The organism is Mycobacterium simiae (assembly GCF_010727605.1).
Classification (GTDB): domain Bacteria; phylum Actinomycetota; class Actinomycetes; order Mycobacteriales; family Mycobacteriaceae; genus Mycobacterium; species Mycobacterium simiae.
The window spans coordinates 2,662,441-2,680,600 of sequence record NZ_AP022568.1 but is presented as its reverse complement, the minus strand read 5'-3'; the positions used below and the strand labels follow the sequence as shown (position 1 = coordinate 2,680,600).

The window sequence follows — 18,160 nt, the reverse complement described above, 5'->3', positions numbered from 1 at the left end:
TAATCCTCGGGCGGTTAGTCGTGCAGGACAACGACCCGGCGCGAAGGCTCCACGCCTTCACTCTCGCTGTGCACCCCGTCGACGGCGGCAACGGCATCGTGCACGATTTTCCGCTCGAACGGCGTCATCGGCTTGAGCTCCTCGCGCTCCCCTGTTTCCAGCACGCGTCGGGCGACCTTGTCGCCCAAGGCGGCTAGTTCCTCGCGGCGGCGGCGGCGCCAGCTCGCGATATCGAGCATCAGCCGACTGCGCACACCGGTTTTTTGATGCACTGCCAGCCGCGTCAACTCCTGCAGCGCATCGAGCACCTCGCCGCCGCGACCAACCAACTTATTCAGGTCGTTGCTGCCGTCAATGCTCACGACCGCTCGGTTGCCTTCGACGTCGAGATCGATGTCGCCGTCGAAGTCCAACAGATCTAACAGCTCCTCGAGATAGTCGCCGGCGATTTCGCCCTCGGCAACCAAGCGCTCCTCGAGGTCGTCGCTCTCGTCGGCGCCACCCAGCGCCGCGTCGGTCTCCTCGTTTACATCCTCGACCGCCGGCTGTGGCTCCACGTCCCGCTCGGTGGTGTCAGCATCCGTCATTTTCTCTCCCTCATCCATGGGTCCGCCCCTGTCTCTTTCGAGTCACTCTTCGGCGACGGCCCGGTAAAGCTGTGGCGCTAGCGCTTCCGTTTCTTGGGTCGGGCACCCGGTCTGGGTGTCCGGTTCGCCGCACTATTACTGCCCCGCGCTACGTCCGGGGCGGCAGCGCTCCCCGTCGACTTTCCGTCGGCTCCATCGGCATCCGGCGCGGACGTCTGGCCCCCGGCCGTCTGCTCGGCCGCGGTCTCATCGCCAGGCGGGGCGCTGCCGTTCGCCGGCGCGCCCTTCCGTTTCGGCTTCGCGCCCGGCTGCGGAGCATTCGCCGCGCGCCGCTGCAGAGTCTCCTGTTTCTTCGCCTCGTCCTCTTTCTCGATCATGCTGAACACGTAATGCTGCTGCCCGAACGTCCAGATGTTGTTCGAGAACCAGTACAGGATGATCGCTATCGGAAGGAACGGACCGCCGACCACCACACCGAGCGGAAAAACGTATAGCGCAAGCTTGTTCATCATCGCCGTCTGCGGATTGGCCGCAGCTTCCGCACTTTGCCGCGCAATCGATGCCCGGCTGTTGAAGTACGTCGCGATGCCCGCCAAAATCATCACCGGCGCGCCTACCGCGATCACTGCCGGGCGGCTGAAATCGATGAAGGCATCCAACCCGGTGCGCTGTGTCATCGACGCGCCGATCGGGGCGCCGAACAGGTTCGCATCCAGGAAGTGCCCAACGTCGACCGGGCTGAACATATAGTTGCCCGTGGCACGGTTCTGCGCCACCGACATCTGTGGCTGGCCGAATCCACCCGTGGTGCGGTTGAACGAACGCAACACGTGATAGAGCCCAAGGAACACCGGGATCTGCGCAAGCATCGGCAAGCACCCCAGGATCGGGTTGAACCCGTGTTCGCGCTGCAGCTTCTGCATCTCGAGCGCCATCCGTTGGCGATCCTTGCCGTACTTCTTCTGCAGCGCCTTGATCTGAGGCTGGAGTTCCTGCATTTGTCGGGTGGTGCGGATCTGGCGCACGAACGGCTTGTACAGCAACGCCCGCAGGGTGAACACCAGGAACATCACTGACAGGGCCCAGGCGAAGAAGTTCGACGGCCCCAGCAGGGCCCCGAAGAGCTTGTACCAAACCCACATGATCCACGACACCGGGTAGTAGACGAAGTCGAGGCTGAACACGTCAAACAAAAGATCCACTCTCCCCTCGCGGCGCCAGGACATTCCCGACGGCGCTGGTGCCTTCACCGTTCACCCGACAAGTCCCGTCTGCGGAGCCGCGCTCGGGTATTGGATCCCATCCTCCCCGATGCCACGGTCCGCACTTGGCGAGCCTGACTATCGCCAACCAACTTCCCCGCAACAAGCCGTACTCGGTGAGTACTTCGACCGCGTACTGACTACAGGTCGGCATGAACCGACACGTCGGCGGGCGCAACGGCGACACCAGGTGGCGATACAGCTGAATCACGAACACCAGCCCGCGCACGATGGTCGCGCCCGCACCGGCGACGCGCTGGCGTCCCGGCACCGTCACGCTCAACGGCTCGACCCCGCTTGTTCAAGAACCCGCCGTAGACCGCGTCGCAGTTCCTGCTCGAGTCGGGCCGACGATGCTTCCCGGCTACCCGGCAGCGCACGAATCACCATCCGGTCGTTGTGTTCGAGGTCGGTTAGCATCCCGCGAGCGGCGTGCCGCAGCCGGCGCGAAACGCGATGCCGGTCGACGGCCGAACCCACCGACTTGCCGACAATCAGCCCGACGCGCGGCCCCGGCCCTGTCTCGTCTTCGGTGTCTCGCCGCATATGGACAACAAGATCGGGCTGCGCCGCACGCACCCCATATTTCACCGTCGCGTCGAATTCCCGTGACCGCCGCATGCGGTTACGCGCGGGAAGCACCGCCAACAAGCCTGTCGGTCAGATCAGGCAGAGAGCGCGCGGCGACCCTTGCGGCGACGGCCAGACACGATGGCACGCCCGGCCCTGGTCCGCATCCGCAGGCGAAAGCCATGCACGCGGGCGCGGCGGCGGTTGTTCGGCTGGAAAGTCCGTTTGCCCTTGGCCACGGCGTTCTCCTCGTTGTGTCTCGCTAGAAGCTTTCCCAGCCCTCCGGCCGGGTCACGTTTGGCTCAGCCAGATTGCTTCGTGTCGGTCGGAACGTGGTCTTGCTGCTGGCCGGCGCGGTCCCCGGGGAACTTAACTCCTGGGTCGCAGCCGTATCGCCGACTTTCGGGCGACTGTATGAGGGTACTGACGCAGATTCGCTGGGTCAAACTTGGCCTGTGCCAACAAGACGCGGGCTCAATCCTGCACCGACCCTGCACCCACGCACCGCCGCGCGGCACTTCGCCAGCTTGACCCTAAAGAACGTGATTGGAATGCAACAGAACTGTTGGCAGCCGAACGGAAAACTGTTAGCTTCGGGCAATGCCGTTTCAGACCTGGGACGGCGCTCGACAACGAAGCATGATGGCGGATCTACTGGCCGTGTAGGTGACCTAGCCCGGGTTATCTCCGGCCCGAAGGTTGCGAGCTGTCACCGATAGGTTGCGGCCCGCATCCGTCTATCCTGTCCACACCTGTGTATAACTATGTGGACAGTCGCTTTGTCGGCAAATGGTTAGGGTTTGACGTCGGACCAGGGAGATGCGTCGTTGACCGATGACCCCGGTTCTGGTTTCACGACCGTGTGGAACGCGGTCGTCTCCGAACTCAACGGCGATTCCGACGGAGACGGTGCAGCAAGTAACCGCACGACACTCGTCACTCCGCTGACCCCGCAGCAGCGTGCGTGGCTCAATCTCGTCCAACCGCTGACCATCGTTGAAGGTTTCGCGCTGCTGTCGGTGCCGAGCAGCTTTGTGCAAAACGAAATCGAACGCCACCTGCGCACCCCGATCACCGACGCACTCAGTCGTCGGCTCGGGCAACAGATCCAACTCGGAGTGCGCATCGCGCCGCCGGCCGACGACACCGAGGAACTGCCCCATCCGCAAGGCGACACCTTCGCCGACGACCCCGGGCAAGAAACGTCAAGTGACGTCGACGAGGCTTACGAAAGCAGCGAGAACGGCGAAGTCGTCGGGGCCGAGCAGAACTGGCCCAACTACTTTGCCGAACGGCCACTGGCCGCCGACACCGGCGCTGCGGGCGGCACCAGCCTCAATCGGCGCTACACGTTCGAGACTTTCGTCATCGGTGCCTCCAATCGATTCGCCCATGCGGCGGCCCTCGCCATTGCAGAAGCGCCGGCCCGCGCCTACAACCCCCTGTTCATTTGGGGCGAGTCGGGCCTGGGCAAGACTCACTTGCTGCATGCCGCAGGCAATTACGCGCAGCGGCTGTTTCCCGGGATGCGGGTCAAGTACGTCTCGACCGAGGAATTCACCAACGACTTCATCAACTCGCTGCGCGACGACCGCAAGGTCGCGTTCAAGCGCAGCTACCGCGATGTCGACGTGCTGCTTGTCGACGACATTCAGTTCATCGAGGGCAAGGAAGGTATCCAGGAGGAGTTCTTCCACACCTTCAACACGTTGCACAACGCCAATAAGCAGATCGTGATCTCGTCGGACCGGCCGCCCAAGCAGCTCGCGACGCTGGAAGACCGGCTGCGAACCCGGTTCGAATGGGGCTTGATCACCGACGTCCAACCGCCCGAGCTGGAAACCCGCATCGCGATTCTGCGCAAGAAAGCACAGATGGAACGCCTCGCGGTCCCCGACGACGTCCTCGAATTGATCGCCAGCAGCATTGAACGCAACATCCGTGAACTCGAAGGCGCACTGATCCGGGTTACGGCGTTCGCGTCCTTGAACAAGACGCCGATCGATAAATCGTTGGCCGAAATCGTGCTGCGGGACCTGATCGCCGATGCCAGCACCATGCAAATCAGCGCGGCGACGATCATGGCCGCTACCGCGGAGTACTTCGACACCACCGTCGAGGAGCTGCGCGGCCCCGGCAAGACTCGAGCGCTGGCCCAGTCGCGCCAGATCGCCATGTACCTCTGCCGCGAACTGACCGATCTCTCGCTACCGAAGATCGGCCAGGCGTTCGGCCGTGACCACACCACGGTCATGTACGCGCAACGAAAAATCTTGTCGGAGATGGCCGAGCGACGTGAAGTCTTCGATCACGTCAAAGAACTCACCACGCGGATCCGACAGCGCTCCAAGCGCTGAACCGCCCCGACGCGCCGCATCTGGCGGCGAATCACCAACTATTTTCCCAAAAACTTCTCGCTCATTTGTAACTCCAACCACACCGCCGACATGTGCGCAGCGTTGTGCACAACCGTGCCAACTGTCGGTGCAGTACTCGGCACCGACGTGCACACGCCCGCCTCATCCCCAGTAGCCCAACATCGGCTGCACAGGTGTCAAGACAGTCATCCACAGGGCGCCCACCGCGCTAGCTGCAGCAAGTCGCGGCTGTCCCCAAACTGCACAGGCCTTAATACTGGTACTGAGATCTCTGGGTTGTTTCTTCTTTGAAGAACAGCCTTGGGGACGCGTCGCTGCACAGCGCGCTCTCGTCGTCACCCACTCGGGTTGTCGGCCTTTGCGATTAGCTTTCAAGATGGGCGCGGAAGCTCTACGGTTGTTGTTCGACTGCCGTTGTGGATGTCGTGGCGCGGCGCAGAGGCAAGCCGCCGATTTCGGATTTGGGTAGGTGAAGGGACGCTATGGACGTGGCGACGACGAATGCTGGCCTCACCGACCTGAAATTTCGGCTGGTCCGAGATTCTTTCGCCGATGCCGTGTCATGGGTGGCGAAGAACCTGCCCTCCAGGCCTGCGGTGCCGGTCCTCTCCGGCGTGCTGTTGACGGGCTCGGATGAGGGCCTGACCGTCTCTGGATTCGACTACGAAGTCTCCGCCGAGGCGCAGATTGCAGCCGAAATTGCTTCTCCCGGAAGTGTTTTGGTGTCGGGACGGCTGCTGTCGGACATTGTCCGGGCGTTACCGGACAAGCCGATCGATTTTTATGTCGACGGCAACCGGGTGGCATTGACCTGCGGTAGTGCGAAGTTTTCGTTACCGACGATGGCCGTCGAGGATTACCCGACGTTGCCGACGCTGCCGGAAGAGACCGGCAGCTTGCCGTCGGATTTGTTCGCCGAGGCGATCAGTCAGGTTGCGATCGCCGCCGGTCGGGATGACACGCTGCCGATGTTGACCGGTATTCGGGTCGAGATCTCCGGCGAATCGGTCGTTTTGGCGGCCACCGACAGGTTCCGTCTGGCCGTCCGGGAACTGACCTGGTCGGCATTGTCGCCGGATATCGAAGCGGCTGTGCTGGTGCCGGCCAAGACCCTGGCGGAGGCCGCGAAAACCGGCACCGACGGTTCCGATGTGCGGCTGTCGCTGGGCAGTGGTTCGGGCGTCGGCAAAGACGGGCTGCTGGGCATCAGCGGCAACGGCAAGCGGAGTACCACCCGGCTGCTGGACGCCGAATTCCCCAAGTTCCGCCAGCTGCTGCCGGCCGAACACACCGCGGTGGCCACCATCAACGTGGCCGAACTGACCGAGGCGATAAAGCTTGTCGCGTTGGTCGCGGACCGGGGCGCACAGGTGCGGATGGAATTCTCCGAGGGGACGTTGCGGCTGTCCGCTGGCGCCGACGACGTCGGTCGGGCCGAGGAAGAACTCGCCGTCGACTTCGCCGGCGAACCGTTGACCATCGCGTTCAACCCGACTTACCTGACCGATGGACTCGGATCGGTACACGCCGACCGCGTGTCGTTCGGCTTCACCACCCCCGGAAAGCCGGCGTTGCTGCGGCCGGCATTCGATGCGGATAGCCACCCCACGGGCGCCGGCCCGTTCTCGGCGTTGCCCACGGATTACGTCTACCTGTTGATGCCAGTCCGGTTGCCCGGATAGGGCCGAGTAGGTGTACGTCCGGCATTTAGGGCTGCGCGATTTCCGGTCCTGGGCGCACGCCGACGTTGATCTGGCGCCAGGCCGCACGGTGTTTGTTGGGCCTAATGGCTATGGAAAGACGAATCTGATTGAAGCACTGTGGTATTCGACTACGTTGAGCTCGCATCGGGTCGGCATGGACGCACCGCTGATCCGCACGGGCAGTAGCCGGGCGGTGGTATCGACCATCGTGGTCAACGAGGGCCGGGAATGCGCGATCGACATCGAGATCGCCGCCGGGCGCGCCAACAAGGCCAGGCTGAACCGCTCGCCGGTGCGCAGTACCCGCGAGGTGGTCGGGGTGTTGCGCGCGGTGTTGTTTGCCCCAGAAGATCTGGCACTGGTTCGCGGTGACCCGGCCGATCGCCGCCGGTACCTCGATGATTTGGCAACGGTGCGTCGCCCGGTGCTCGCCGCGGTGCGCGCGGACTATGACAGAGTGCTGCGGCAGCGCACCGCGCTGTTGAAGTCGCTCGCCGGGGCACGCTATCGCGGCGACCGCGGCGCCTTGGACACCCTCGACGTGTGGGATGCGCGGTTGGCCGAACACGGTGCCGAATTGATGGCTGCGCGTACCGATTTGGTGAATCAGTTGGCGCCCGAGGTGGAGAAGGCCTACCAGTTGTTGGCCCCGGGATCACGGCCGGCCGCGATCGGCTATAAATCGAGCACCGACCGCATGGGCGTCGAAAGTCCTGGCGACGGGAGCGGCGGCCGCGAAATTTTGGAAGCCACGCTGTTGGCCGCGCTGGCGGCACGCCGGGACGCGGAATTGGAGCGGGGGGTCTGTCTGGTTGGCCCGCACCGCGACGACCTGGAGCTACGGCTTGGTGATCAGCCGGCGAAAGGCTTTGCCAGCCATGGTGAATCGTGGTCGTTCGCGCTCGCACTGCGGCTGGCGGCCTACGAATTGCTACGGGGCGACGGCGGTGAACCGGTGTTGTTACTCGACGATGTGTTCGCGGAACTGGACGCGGCGCGCCGTCGGGCGTTGGCCGCGGTGGCGGAATCCGCCGAACAAGTATTGGTGACCGCGGCGGTGCTGGAAGATATCCCCGCGGGCTGGGACGCTAAGCGGGTGCACATCGATCTGCAAGACGATGACTCGGGACGGATCTCGGTGATGCAATCATGACCGGCAGCGGGCAGGAACCTGACGCGGTCCCTCCCCCGGCACTGAGCGAAGTCCGCGGAATCGACCTGGTGCGGCGCACGCTCGAGGAGGCTCGGGCCGCGGCGCGGGCGCAAGGCAAGGATGCCGGGCGTGGCCGCAGCGGTGGTATGGCGCAGCGACGGGTAGCCGGCCAGCGGCGCAGCTGGTCGGGTCCCGGACCCGACATTCGCGACCCGCAACCGCTGGGTCGGCTCACCCGTGAGCTCGCGAAAAAGCGCGGCTGGTCGGGGCGCGTTGCCGAGGGCACCGTGCTCGGCCATTGGGCGACGGTGGTCGGCCAGCAGATCGCCGATCACGCCACGCCGACCGGGCTGCACGACGGCGTGCTTAGTGTGGCCGCCGAATCGACCGCTTGGGCCACCCAGCTGAGGATGATCCAGACACAGTTGCTGGCCAAGATCGCCGCGGCGGTCGGCAACGGGGTGGTGACGTCGTTGAAAATCACCGGTCCGGCTGCGCCGTCATGGCGCAAGGGTCCGCGGCACATCTCTGGTCGCGGGCCGCGCGACACCTACGGGTGACACAATTCGGGGGTGCTGAGCACCGGTTGGTACCGGTCGGCGACGGGGAAATGAGCGGCGGCTCAGAGCCGCGAGAACGAAACGGACCCCCACGACGCACGTCCGGACGCACCGTCAATAAAGAAATTGGGCACACGGCGCGTCCAGATAGGCAGAAACGCGCCCGGAGAATCGGTCCCAGGCCTCAATCACGGTAGAGTGGACTGATGCGACTGCTGCGGTGACTGGAACCGCCCGCATGAAACCCCAAGGAGAGCATTCCGACCGTGGCTGCCCAGAAGAAGAAGGCGCAAGACGAATACGGCGCGTCAGCGATCACCGTGCTCGAAGGGCTGGAGGCTGTCCGCAAACGCCCCGGCATGTATATCGGGTCGACCGGTGAGCGGGGCCTGCACCACCTCATTTGGGAGGTGGTCGACAACTCGGTCGACGAGGCGATGGCCGGCTACGCCACCCGCGTCGATGTCCGCATCCTCGACGACGGCAGCGTCGAGGTAGCCGACGACGGGCGCGGCATCCCGGTGGCCATGCACGCCACCGGCGCCCCCACCGTTGATGTCGTCATGACGCAGCTGCACGCCGGCGGCAAATTCGGCGGGGAGAACAGTGGCTACACCGTCAGCGGCGGGTTGCACGGGGTCGGAGTGTCGGTGGTCAACGCCCTGTCCACCCGCCTGGAAGTCAACGTCAAGCGTGACGGCTATGAGTGGTTCCAGTACTACGACCGGGCGGTGCCCGGCACCCTCAAGCAAGGCGAGGCGACCAAGAAGACCGGCACCACGATCCGGTTCTGGGCCGATCCTGAGATCTTCGAAACCACCCAGTACGACTTCGAGACGGTGGCGCGCCGGTTGCAGGAAATGGCGTTCCTCAACAAGGGCCTGACCATCAACCTCACCGACGAACGTGTCGAGCAGGACGAGGTGGTCGATGAGGTGGTTAGCGACACCGCCGAGGCGCCGAAGTCAGCCGAGGAGCAGGCGGCCGAATCGGCCAAGCCGCACAAGGTCAAGCACCGCACGTTCCACTACCCGGGTGGGTTGGTGGATTTCGTCAAGCACATCAATCGCACCAAAAACCCGATCCAGCAGAGCGTCATCGACTTCGACGGCAAAGGAACCGGGCACGAAGTCGAGATCGCGATGCAGTGGAACGGTGGTTATTCGGAGTCGGTGCACACCTTCGCCAACACCATCAACACCCATGAGGGCGGCACCCACGAGGAGGGCTTCCGCAGCGCGCTGACCTCGGTGGTGAACAAGTACGCCAAAGACAAGAAGCTGCTCAAGGACAAGGATCCCAACCTCACCGGCGACGACATCCGAGAAGGGCTGGCCGCGGTGATCTCCGTGAAGGTCGCCGAGCCGCAGTTCGAGGGCCAGACTAAGACGAAACTCGGCAACACCGAGGTCAAGTCGTTTGTCCAGAAAGTCTGTAACGAACAACTCACTCACTGGTTCGAGGCGAACCCGTCGGAAGCTAAAACCGTTGTAAACAAGGCGGTTTCGTCGGCCCAGGCCCGCATTGCGGCGCGTAAGGCGCGGGAGTTGGTGCGGCGTAAGAGTGCTACGGATTTGGGTGGGTTGCCGGGCAAGTTGGCTGATTGCCGCTCGACGGATCCGCGGAAGTCTGAGCTGTATGTGGTGGAAGGTGATTCCGCGGGTGGGTCGGCGAAAAGTGGGCGTGATTCGATGTTCCAGGCGATCTTGCCGCTGCGCGGCAAGATCATCAACGTCGAAAAGGCCCGCATCGATCGGGTGCTGAAAAACACCGAAGTCCAGGCCATCATCACCGCGCTGGGCACCGGCATCCACGACGAATTCGACATCACCAAACTGCGTTACCACAAGATCGTGTTGATGGCCGATGCCGACGTCGACGGTCAACACATCTCCACGTTGTTGCTGACCCTGCTGTTTCGGTTTATGCGTCCGTTGATCGAGCACGGGCATGTGTTTTTGGCGCAGCCGCCGCTGTACAAGCTCAAATGGCAGCGCAGCGATCCGGAGTTCGCTTATTCCGACCGGGAACGTGACGGGTTGCTGGAGGCGGGGCAAAAGGCCGGGAAGAAGATCAACAAAGACGACGGTATCCAGCGCTATAAGGGGCTGGGGGAAATGGATGCCAAGGAATTGTGGGAGACCACCATGGATCCCTCGGTGCGGGTGCTGCGCCAAGTCACCCTCGATGACGCCGCCGCCGCCGATGAACTGTTCTCCATCCTGATGGGCGAAGACGTCGACGCCCGCCGCAGCTTCATCACCCGCAACGCCAAAGACGTCCGCTTCCTCGACGTCTAAGACGTCTAACCAACATCCAACAGACGCCCAACACCAGCCCCAACAAACGCCGAACCCGTTGTGCGACTTCTAAAAAGAGGACTACATGACTGACACGACGCTGCCACCAGGCGACGACTCCGTCGACCGGATCGAGCCGGTTGACATTCAACAGGAGATGCAGCGCAGCTACATCGATTACGCGATGAGCGTGATCGTGGGCCGCGCGTTGCCGGAGGTCCGCGACGGGCTCAAGCCGGTGCACCGCCGGGTGCTGTACGCGATGTACGACTCCGGGTTCCGCCCGGATCGCAGCCACGCCAAGTCAGCCCGTTCGGTCGCCGAGACGATGGGTAACTACCACCCGCACGGCGACGCGTCGATCTACGACACGCTGGTGCGCATGGCGCAGCCCTGGTCGCTGCGCTACCCGTTGGTCGACGGCCAGGGTAATTTCGGTTCCCCGGGTAACGACCCGCCAGCAGCCATGAGGTACACCGAGGCGCGGCTGACGCCGCTGGCGATGGAGATGTTGCGCGAAATCGACGAGGAGACAGTCGATTTCATCCCCAACTATGACGGCCGGGTGCAAGAACCGACCGTGTTGCCCAGCCGGTTCCCCAACCTCCTGGCCAACGGTTCGGGTGGCATCGCGGTCGGCATGGCCACCAACATTCCGCCGCACAACCTCGGCGAGCTCGCCGAGGCCGTCTTCTGGGCGCTGGACAACTACGACGCCGACGAAGAAGCGACGTTGGCCGCGGTCATGGAGCGGGTGAAAGGCCCCGACTTCCCGACCTCGGGGTTGATCGTCGGTTCGCAGGGCATCGCCGACGCCTACAAAACCGGCCGCGGGTCCATCCGGATGCGCGGCGTCGTCGAGGTTGAAGAGCTCAGAGGCAGAACATCTTTGGTAATCACCGAGCTCCCCTATCAGGTCAACCACGACAACTTCATCACCTCGATCGCCGAGCAGGTCCGCGACGGCAAGCTGGCGGGCATCTCGAACATCGAGGACCAGTCCAGTGACCGGGTGGGGCTGCGTATCGTCATCGAGCTCAAGCGCGATGCCGTCGCCAAGGTGGTGCTGAACAACCTCTACAAGCACACCCAGCTGCAGACCAGCTTCGGGGCCAACATGCTGTCGATCGTCGACGGGGTGCCACGCACGCTGCGTCTCGACCAGATGATCCGCCTCTACGTCGAACACCAGCTCGACGTGATCGTTCGTCGGACCACCTACCGGTTGCGAAAAGCCAACGAGCGCGCCCACATTCTGCGCGGTCTGGTCAAGGCCCTCGACGCGCTCGACGAGGTCATCGCGTTGATCCGGGCTTCGCAGACCGTTGACATCGCCCGCGCCGGCCTGATCGAGCTGCTCGACATCGATGAAATCCAGGCCCAGGCAATCCTGGACATGCAGCTGCGTCGACTGGCCGCCCTGGAGCGCCAGCGCATCGTCGACGACCTGGCCAAGATCGAAGCCGAGATCGCCGATTTGGAAGACATTTTGGCCAAGCCGGAACGGCAGCGCGGGATCGTGCGCGACGAGCTCGCCGAAATCGTGGAAAAGCATGGCGACAAGCGGCGCACTCGCATCATTGCGGCCGACGGCGAGGTCAACGACGAGGATCTGATCGCCCGGGAGGACGTCGTCGTCACGATCACCGAAACCGGATACGCCAAGCGCACGAAGACCGACCTGTACCGCAGCCAGAAGCGCGGTGGTAAGGGGGTCCAAGGCGCCGGGCTGAAGCAGGACGATATCGTCGCGCACTTCTTCGTGTCCTCGACGCACGACTGGATCTTGTTCTTCACCACCCAGGGCCGGGTATACCGCGCGAAGGCCTACGAACTGCCCGAGGCATCCCGGACCGCCCGCGGTCAGCACGTCGCCAACCTGTTGGCATTCCAACCCGAGGAACGCATCGCACAGGTCATCCAGATCCGCAGTTACGAGGACGCGCCCTATCTGGTGCTGGCCACCAAAAACGGGCTGGTCAAAAAGTCCAAGCTGACCGACTTCGACTCCAACCGCTCCGGCGGCATCGTCGCGATCAACCTGCGCGATAACGACGAGCTGGTCGGGGCCGTGTTGTGCTCGGCCGAGGAGGACCTGTTGCTGGTCTCTGCCAACGGGCAATCGATCCGATTCTCGGCGACCGACGAGGCGCTGCGGCCAATGGGCCGCGCCACCTCCGGCGTGCAGGGCATGCGGTTCAACGAAGACGACCGGCTGTTGTCGCTGAATGTGGTCCAGGAGGGCATGTATCTACTGGTGGCCACCGCGGGCGGGTACGCCAAGCGGACCGCGATCGAGGAGTATCCGGTCCAGGGCCGCGGCGGCAAGGGCGTCCTCACTGTTCAATACGACCGCCGGCGTGGCAGCCTGGTGGGAGCGTTGATCGTCGACGACGACAGCGAGCTGTACGCGATCACCTCGGGCGGCGGCGTCATCCGCACCGCCGCGCGGCAGGTCCGCAAGGCCGGACGACAGACCAAGGGCGTCCGGTTGATGAACCTGGGTGAGGGCGACACGCTGCTCGCGATCGCACGTAACGCCGAAGAAAGCGCTGAGGACGACGTCGAGGAAACCGACGGCACCGACGAGTCCGGGAGTTAGCCCGGTAAGCGTCGGTATCCAGCAGAGGCCTGCCAACGGAGTGCCGCCGGACGCGGGCATTAGACTCAGCGCGACCAGGACCATACGAGTGCCACCAACCGGGCGGCCTGGGCAGCAGAGGTAAGGAGGCTCCGGTGACCTCACCGAGCGAGCCGGGCGCCCCCAGACAGGGCGACAGCCCGAACGGCGACGTTGCGGCGGAGCGGGCCGGGGCGCACCAGCGTGGCGTGCCTCCCCACGTCGGCCGTGGGCCCGACACTTCGGATTCGCCGCCGTGGCAGCGGGGGGCGGCCCGGGCCGCCAATCCCGGAAATCGGCAGGGCGATCCGCCGTCCGAGGTGCGACCGCAAGGACCGCCGTCCGGGGTGGACGCCAGGCTGACTCGGTTCGGTTCGGGCGGCGGCGCGCCGACGACCGGCGGGCAGGGCCAACCGAAGAACCCCGAATTTGACGCGTCGCCGCGCGGTGACGGGCCATCGCACGAGGTTTACGCCAGCGAGTTGCCGGATCTTTCCGGCGGGCTGCCGCGAGGAACGCAGCGCAAGTCCGCGCCCGACCGCGGGGAGGCGTCGCAGTCGAGTGTTCGATCGACGACGACCGGAGAATCCCGCGAAGGCCGCGACAACCTGGTTCAAGTCTCGCGGCGACGCGGCGGCCCCGTCCGGGCCAGCATGCAGGTCCGCCGGATCGATCCGTGGAGCACGCTGAAGGTGTCGCTGATGCTGTCGGTGGCGCTGTTCTTCGTCTGGATGATCGCCGTGGCTTTCCTCTACCTGGTGCTGGGCGGCATGGGCGTGTGGGCCAAGCTCAACAGCAACGTGGGCGACCTACTGAACAACACCAGCGGCAGCAGCGGCGAACTGGTGTCCAGCGGCACCATCTTCGGCGGTGCCGTGCTGATCGGATTGGTCAACATCGTCCTGATGACGGCGATGGCCACCATCGGTGCGTTCGTCTACAACCTGACGACGGACCTGATCGGGGGCATCGAAGTGACGCTGGCGGATCGGGATTAGTTGGGGGTTTTGGGGTGGGGCGGCCAGTGCGGTAATCTCGTCGCTCGGCCGTACGCGTGTACGGGCCTATAGCTCAGGCGGTTAGAGCGCTTCGCTGATAACGAAGAGGTCGGAGGTTCGAGTCCTCCTAGGCCCACAACCATGTGCCCGTCAAGACGTTGTGTGAGACTTGCAGTGCCGTTAGCACTGATTGCGTTGGTGGCAGCGGTGGTGCGGTCACGACGCGGCGTCGAGGTCTGGCACGTGGCAGTAGTTGATCCCGCACCCATTGATCCGCCCGGCAGGCCCGGCGGTCAACCGGGGCCTTAGCTCAGTTGGTAGAGCACCGCCTTTGCAAGGCGGGTGTCAGGGGTTCGATTCCCCTAGGCTCCACAATCGGAAATTGTGGCCGAATCCTGACCGCGGCGCGGTACGGACTCGCAGGTCACCTACCGCGCGCTTGCAGATCCGGAGTTGTATTCTGCGGATCATGATGAAACTGGCGTGGTGCGGCGCCGCCGCTTTGCTAGGGGCGGCATTGACGATCGGCGGATTGGGAACGGCACCGAAAGCCTTCGCGGGCTGTCAGCCCGGCTTACTGCCCGGAGAGTCGTACTGCGACAAACCGGTTGCGCCGGACGGGACCTGGGAGCGATGCCATCAAGGCGCCAGCTACCCGGTTTACGGCGGCAAGGGAGTGATCGAGGACATCACCCCGCCGCCGGAGTGCTACCCGGTTGATCCGACGCAGCCAATGCCGCTTGGGCAGCCGTCCAACCACATCGACGACTAAATCCTCGGTCGCTCAGCGCGATTCGCAGGCGATGCCGTCGTTGTCGCGATCGAGCTTCTGCTGGTAAGCGGGATCACCACGCGGGATGTTGTAGCGCCCGTCTTGCGCGGCCGCCTTGCAATTGGCGTACGGCGGGTCAGCTTGCGCTGCGGGCGCGACCGTCAGACCGATCGCGAGCCCGGCGGCGACCGCGGCCAGCACAACCACCGTGTGGCGAATGTCCATGCCTCACACACCCTTCCCTGCGGGTTGTGAGATTACGACCTGCACGCGATCCGCGGGCGAAAATCGATTAGACAGCGCCAAGCCGTTCAGCGCTGCGGGTACGCCAACGGCTACAAGGACAATCCACTAGCTCAAGGACGTGGCTGCACATCCACGCTCGGCGGCCGCGGCGAAGGTTCGGGCGTGCCGCGGTTGACCGAGCGCCGAACGATGCTGAACGCGGCAGCACCGCCGGCTAGCACTACGACGGCCGCACCCACGATCAGCAGGGGCCGCTTGCCCCGGCGTCGCCGCGATTTACGTGCACTCTGCAGCGCCTGGGGCAGACTCGCAACGACGTCCTGTGCGGCGGCCAGCTCTTGGGCGAGCGTCTCCTGGGCCGCGGCGATCTCGCGGGAGAGCCGGCCGTGGCGGTAGCGGCGGCGCAACTCCGACGCGGTCGATTGCGCGGAGTCGACGCCGAGGCCGATGAGGCCGCGGGTGACATCCACGGGACCCACCGCGGAGTAAGTCAGGCCCCGAGACAGTCGCTGCCTTGGGGTCAGCCGGGATTGCGCGTTGGCACTCATCTGCCGCCTCTCTGTGCCGCTTATGGAACCTACAGACTGCCACCAACGCGAGACCGGCGGGCCTATTGCGGGTCGACGTCGGCAATTTCGGCACCGGGCCCGCCGGGTGGCACCGGGTGCGGCGGGGCGGGCGGCTAGTGGCAGACTCTGGTGTCGTGACCAACAGCCCGCATCAGACTGCCACTGCCACACTGCACACCAACCGAGGCGACATCAAGATCGCCCTCTTCGGAAACCACGCGCCCAAGACGGTCGCTAACTTCGTCGGCCTGGCGCAGGGCACCAAGGAGTACTCGACGCAGAACGCATCGGGCGGTCCGTCCGGGCCGTTCTACGACGGCGCGGTTTTCCACCGCGTGATCCAGGGCTTCATGATCCAGGGCGGCGACCCGACCGGTACGGGCCGCGGCGGCCCGGGGTACCAGTTCGCCGACGAGTTCCATCCCGAACTGCAATTCGACAAGCCCTACCTGCTGGCGATGGCCAACGCGGGTCCGGGCACCAACGGCTCGCAATTTTTCATCACCGTCGGCAAGACCCCGCACCTGAACCGTCGGCACACGATCTTCGGCGAGGTCACCGATCCCGACTCGCAGCAGGTCGTTGAAGCGATCTCGACGACGCCCACCGACGGCAACGACCGTCCGACCGAGCCGGTCGTCATCGAGTCGATCACCATCTCCTAGTCGAGGCGTTCGCTGCGCCAGCCTCGCTAGGCCGGTTCGGCCCCGTTTCGGCCCGCGTATCCGGCGGCGGTGAGGGCGTCGAGCACGTCCAGCGGGTCGGTGCCCAGATCCCAGCGGGACAACAACGAAAGCCCGCCGTCGGCCGTCTCGAGTTCGAGGAAGCGGACCTTTCGCCCGAACCGACGGAACTCGGTGATCCGGATGATCTTGATGTCGGATTGCTGCAATACCTGCGTCCGGAACCACCCTCGGATGGTCAGGCCGGCAGGGGTAATTGCCAGCTTTGGCCGCGCGCGCCACGTCCCGCCCGCAAACACCAGCAGCCCTATCCCGGCAACGCCTGCCAGAACGCGGCCCGGCGGGTCTGTGACCACGGTCACACTGATGGTAGCCATGAGAACGCCAGCGAGGCCGCAACCAGCGATTCCCCCGGCGTGGGGCTCCCAACTTGTTTGCTGCATGCGCTCGTCAACCCCTCTTACCACCGCCGATGCGGTTATCCACATCAGCTATCAACAGTGGGGATAAATCACACGCGTGTGATTGGGTGCTCACAAGGTTGCTGGCTCAGGCGCCGATCCACCCGGAAATAAATTCATTCCGCGGCTGATCTGGTTCAGTGCCAGCGCATGGTGAGCAACAAACCGGTGATCATGAAAGCGAACGCGATTGCGTAGTTCCAGGGACCGAGTTGGGCCATCCAATGCAGGGCGGTCGGTGCCTGACTGCCGACCGCCGCCAACTGAAACACCATCAGCCAGACCAGACCGATCAGCATGAGACCGACGAACAGCGCAACGAACCACACGCTGGACGGCCCGACCTTCACCTTGACCGGTGTCCGGCTGACCGCGCTGACGGTGAAGTCGTTCTTCTTGCGGACCTTGGACTTCGGCATGACTACCTCGGGATCACGGTGAACGGGACGGGGTGCAACGATAGCGGTTGTAGCGACACGCAAGACTTGGCTACGAGATTAACGCACCTGGCGGCCGGGGCAGGACATCGGAGACGCTATGAGACAGATCCGCCGCTCCCCCTGGAGCTTCGGCGTCCCCCTGGTTTGCCTGCTGGCTGGCCTGCTCATCGCCGCCACGCACGGCGTGGCCGGTGGGGCGGAGATCCGGCGCAGCGACGCACCCCGGTTGGTGGACCTGGTGCGGGAGACGCAGGGTTCGGTGGATCGCCTCAAGGCCGAACGCGACGGGCTGGTCGGCAAGATCGATTCGACGCATCTGAAATCCCCCGATGCGGCGTTGGCGGCCATGCTGAGACGCTCGGCCGAACTGGCGGCCGAGGCGGACATGACGCCGGTCCACGGGCCGGGGTTGATCGTCACCCTCGATGACGCCCAGCGCGACGCCAACGGCCGCTTCCCGCGCGACGCCTCGCCCGACGACCTGGTCGTGCACCAGCAGGACATCGTCGCGGTGCTCAACGCCCTGTGGAGCTCCGGGGCGGAGGCAATCCAGATGCAGGACCAGCGGATCATCCCGACCTCGGTGCCGCGCTGCGTGGGTAACACGTTGCTGCTCAATGGCCGAACCTATAGTCCGCCCTACACCATCACCGCCATCGGCAATGCGCCGGCCATGCAGGCCGCGCTGGCTGCGGCGCCCCTGGTGATCCTCTACAAGCAATACGTGGTGCGATTCGGGCTCGGCTACCACGAGGACGTCAAGCCGGACGTGCAAATCGTCGGGCACACCGAACCGGCGCGCACTCATTATGCTGAGCCGGACGCGCCGATCGGCTATTGAGCGACCACTAGAAAGTG

The 18,160-nt window shown here is 64.5% G+C and carries 19 protein-coding genes and 2 tRNA genes; 12 read left to right on the top strand and 9 right to left on the bottom strand.

The window, feature by feature from the left end; all coding sequences use genetic code 11:
* Positions 1 to 14: 14 nt before the first annotated feature.
* From G6N33_RS12460 to rpmH, 5 genes are all read right to left on the bottom strand, one after another.
* Positions 15 to 587 (bottom strand): Jag family protein, encoded by a 573-nt coding sequence (locus G6N33_RS12460; RefSeq protein ID WP_044512573.1) that lies wholly within the window; start codon positions 585 to 587, stop codon positions 15 to 17.
* Between the two features lie 77 nt (positions 588 to 664).
* Positions 665 to 1,789 (bottom strand): membrane protein insertase YidC, encoded by a 1,125-nt coding sequence (yidC, locus tag G6N33_RS12455; RefSeq protein ID WP_101528604.1) that lies wholly within the window; start codon positions 1,787 to 1,789, stop codon positions 665 to 667.
* Positions 1,773 to 2,126, bottom strand: a complete 354-nt coding sequence (gene yidD, locus G6N33_RS12450; RefSeq protein ID WP_081662121.1) for a membrane protein insertion efficiency factor YidD — start codon at positions 2,124 to 2,126, stop codon at positions 1,773 to 1,775. Before yidD ends, yidC begins: the two co-directional genes overlap by 17 nt.
* Positions 2,127 to 2,128: 2 nt before the next feature.
* Positions 2,129 to 2,491: a ribonuclease P protein component gene (gene rnpA / locus G6N33_RS12445; RefSeq protein WP_044512575.1), complete on the bottom strand. Its 363-nt coding sequence runs from the start codon at positions 2,489 to 2,491 to the stop codon at positions 2,129 to 2,131.
* A 23-nt stretch (positions 2,492 to 2,514) separates the two neighbouring features.
* Positions 2,515 to 2,658: a 50S ribosomal protein L34 gene (gene rpmH, locus G6N33_RS12440; RefSeq protein WP_003874369.1), complete on the bottom strand. Its 144-nt coding sequence runs from the start codon at positions 2,656 to 2,658 to the stop codon at positions 2,515 to 2,517.
* Positions 2,659 to 3,246: 588 nt separating this feature from the next.
* Between rpmH and dnaA the strand changes: the two genes are divergently transcribed.
* The 10 genes from dnaA (at position 3,247) to G6N33_RS12390 (ending at position 14,903) form a co-directional block, all read left to right on the top strand.
* A complete protein-coding gene (dnaA, locus tag G6N33_RS12435; RefSeq protein ID WP_044512577.1) occupies positions 3,247 to 4,776 on the top strand; it encodes a chromosomal replication initiator protein DnaA in 1,530 nt (509 codons plus the stop codon).
* A 503-nt stretch (positions 4,777 to 5,279) separates the two neighbouring features.
* Positions 5,280 to 6,479: a DNA polymerase III subunit beta gene (dnaN, locus tag G6N33_RS12430; RefSeq protein WP_044509085.1), complete on the top strand. Its 1,200-nt coding sequence runs from the start codon at positions 5,280 to 5,282 to the stop codon at positions 6,477 to 6,479.
* A gap of 10 nt (positions 6,480 to 6,489) precedes the next feature.
* The gene (gene recF, locus G6N33_RS12425) at positions 6,490 to 7,653 is read left to right on the top strand and encodes a DNA replication/repair protein RecF (RefSeq protein ID WP_044509086.1); all 1,164 of its coding nucleotides are present in this window, start codon (positions 6,490 to 6,492) and stop codon (positions 7,651 to 7,653) included.
* Positions 7,650 to 8,213: a DUF721 family protein gene (locus G6N33_RS12420; RefSeq protein WP_044509087.1), complete on the top strand. Its 564-nt coding sequence runs from the start codon at positions 7,650 to 7,652 to the stop codon at positions 8,211 to 8,213. The genes recF and G6N33_RS12420 overlap by 4 nt, the downstream gene beginning before the upstream one ends.
* A 266-nt stretch (positions 8,214 to 8,479) precedes the next feature.
* Positions 8,480 to 10,513, top strand: coding sequence for a DNA topoisomerase (ATP-hydrolyzing) subunit B (gyrB, locus tag G6N33_RS12415; RefSeq protein WP_163771520.1), 2,034 nt, complete (start codon positions 8,480 to 8,482; stop codon positions 10,511 to 10,513).
* An 85-nt stretch (positions 10,514 to 10,598) separates the two neighbouring features.
* Positions 10,599 to 13,115 (top strand): DNA gyrase subunit A, encoded by a 2,517-nt coding sequence (gene gyrA, locus G6N33_RS12410; protein ID WP_044509089.1) that lies wholly within the window; start codon positions 10,599 to 10,601, stop codon positions 13,113 to 13,115.
* 134 nt (positions 13,116 to 13,249) lie between these two features.
* On the top strand, positions 13,250 to 14,131 hold the full coding sequence (locus tag G6N33_RS12405; RefSeq protein ID WP_044509090.1) for a DUF3566 domain-containing protein: 882 nt from the start codon (positions 13,250 to 13,252) through the stop codon (positions 14,129 to 14,131).
* A 62-nt stretch (positions 14,132 to 14,193) separates the two neighbouring features.
* Positions 14,194 to 14,267: transfer RNA gene (locus G6N33_RS12400), tRNA-Ile, on the top strand.
* Between the two features lie 163 nt (positions 14,268 to 14,430).
* A tRNA-Ala gene (locus G6N33_RS12395) sits at positions 14,431 to 14,503 on the top strand.
* A gap of 97 nt (positions 14,504 to 14,600) precedes the next feature.
* On the top strand, positions 14,601 to 14,903 hold the full coding sequence (locus G6N33_RS12390) for a CDGP domain-containing protein (protein WP_044509091.1): 303 nt from the start codon (positions 14,601 to 14,603) through the stop codon (positions 14,901 to 14,903).
* Between the two features lie 12 nt (positions 14,904 to 14,915).
* On the opposite strand, the gene G6N33_RS12385 is transcribed toward G6N33_RS12390, so the two are convergent.
* Positions 14,916 to 15,128 (bottom strand): excalibur calcium-binding domain-containing protein, encoded by a 213-nt coding sequence (locus G6N33_RS12385; protein WP_044509092.1) that lies wholly within the window; start codon positions 15,126 to 15,128, stop codon positions 14,916 to 14,918.
* A 131-nt stretch (positions 15,129 to 15,259) separates the two neighbouring features.
* Positions 15,260 to 15,697 (bottom strand): cell wall synthesis protein CwsA, encoded by a 438-nt coding sequence (gene cwsA, locus G6N33_RS12380; protein ID WP_044509093.1) that lies wholly within the window; start codon positions 15,695 to 15,697, stop codon positions 15,260 to 15,262.
* Positions 15,698 to 15,834: 137 nt separating this feature from the next.
* Here cwsA and G6N33_RS12375 point away from each other — a divergent pair, with 137 nt between their 5' ends.
* The gene (locus G6N33_RS12375; protein ID WP_044512578.1) at positions 15,835 to 16,383 is read left to right on the top strand and encodes a peptidylprolyl isomerase; all 549 of its coding nucleotides are present in this window, start codon (positions 15,835 to 15,837) and stop codon (positions 16,381 to 16,383) included.
* Between the two features lie 26 nt (positions 16,384 to 16,409).
* On the opposite strand, the gene G6N33_RS12370 is transcribed toward G6N33_RS12375, so the two are convergent.
* Together G6N33_RS12370 and crgA are read right to left on the bottom strand one after the other, a co-directional pair.
* Entirely contained in the window at positions 16,410 to 16,844 is a 435-nt protein-coding gene (locus tag G6N33_RS12370) for a PH domain-containing protein (protein WP_044509094.1), read from the bottom strand.
* A gap of 155 nt (positions 16,845 to 16,999) precedes the next feature.
* Complete coding sequence (crgA, locus tag G6N33_RS12365; RefSeq protein ID WP_044509095.1) at positions 17,000 to 17,281, bottom strand: cell division protein CrgA; 282 nt, start codon at positions 17,279 to 17,281, stop codon at positions 17,000 to 17,002.
* A 118-nt stretch (positions 17,282 to 17,399) separates the two neighbouring features.
* Between crgA and G6N33_RS12360 the strand changes: the two genes are divergently transcribed.
* Entirely contained in the window at positions 17,400 to 18,143 is a 744-nt protein-coding gene (locus G6N33_RS12360) for a DUF881 domain-containing protein (RefSeq protein ID WP_044509096.1), read from the top strand.
* Positions 18,144 to 18,160: the final 17 nt, after the last annotated feature.

What these genes read in the sequence shown, in the direction of transcription:
- dnaN (WP_044509085.1), top strand. Translation starts at nt 5,280, where the DNA reads ATGGACGTGGCGACGACGAATGCTGGCCTCACCGACCTGAAATTTCGG.
- G6N33_RS12385 (WP_044509092.1), bottom strand. Translation starts at nt 15,128, where the DNA reads ATGGACATTCGCCACACGGTGGTTGTGCTGGCCGCGGTCGCCGCCGGG.
- G6N33_RS12460 (WP_044512573.1), bottom strand. Translation starts at nt 587, where the DNA reads ATGACGGATGCTGACACCACCGAGCGGGACGTGGAGCCACAGCCGGCG.
- G6N33_RS12390 (WP_044509091.1), top strand. Translation starts at nt 14,601, where the DNA reads ATGATGAAACTGGCGTGGTGCGGCGCCGCCGCTTTGCTAGGGGCGGCA.
- G6N33_RS12420 (WP_044509087.1), top strand. Translation starts at nt 7,650, where the DNA reads ATGACCGGCAGCGGGCAGGAACCTGACGCGGTCCCTCCCCCGGCACTG.
- G6N33_RS12370 (WP_044509094.1), bottom strand. Translation starts at nt 16,844, where the DNA reads ATGCAGCAAACAAGTTGGGAGCCCCACGCCGGGGGAATCGCTGGTTGC.
- G6N33_RS12360 (WP_044509096.1), top strand. Translation starts at nt 17,400, where the DNA reads ATGAGACAGATCCGCCGCTCCCCCTGGAGCTTCGGCGTCCCCCTGGTT.
- crgA (WP_044509095.1), bottom strand. Translation starts at nt 17,281, where the DNA reads ATGCCGAAGTCCAAGGTCCGCAAGAAGAACGACTTCACCGTCAGCGCG.
- gyrA (WP_044509089.1), top strand. Translation starts at nt 10,599, where the DNA reads ATGACTGACACGACGCTGCCACCAGGCGACGACTCCGTCGACCGGATC.
- cwsA (WP_044509093.1), bottom strand. Translation starts at nt 15,697, where the DNA reads ATGAGTGCCAACGCGCAATCCCGGCTGACCCCAAGGCAGCGACTGTCT.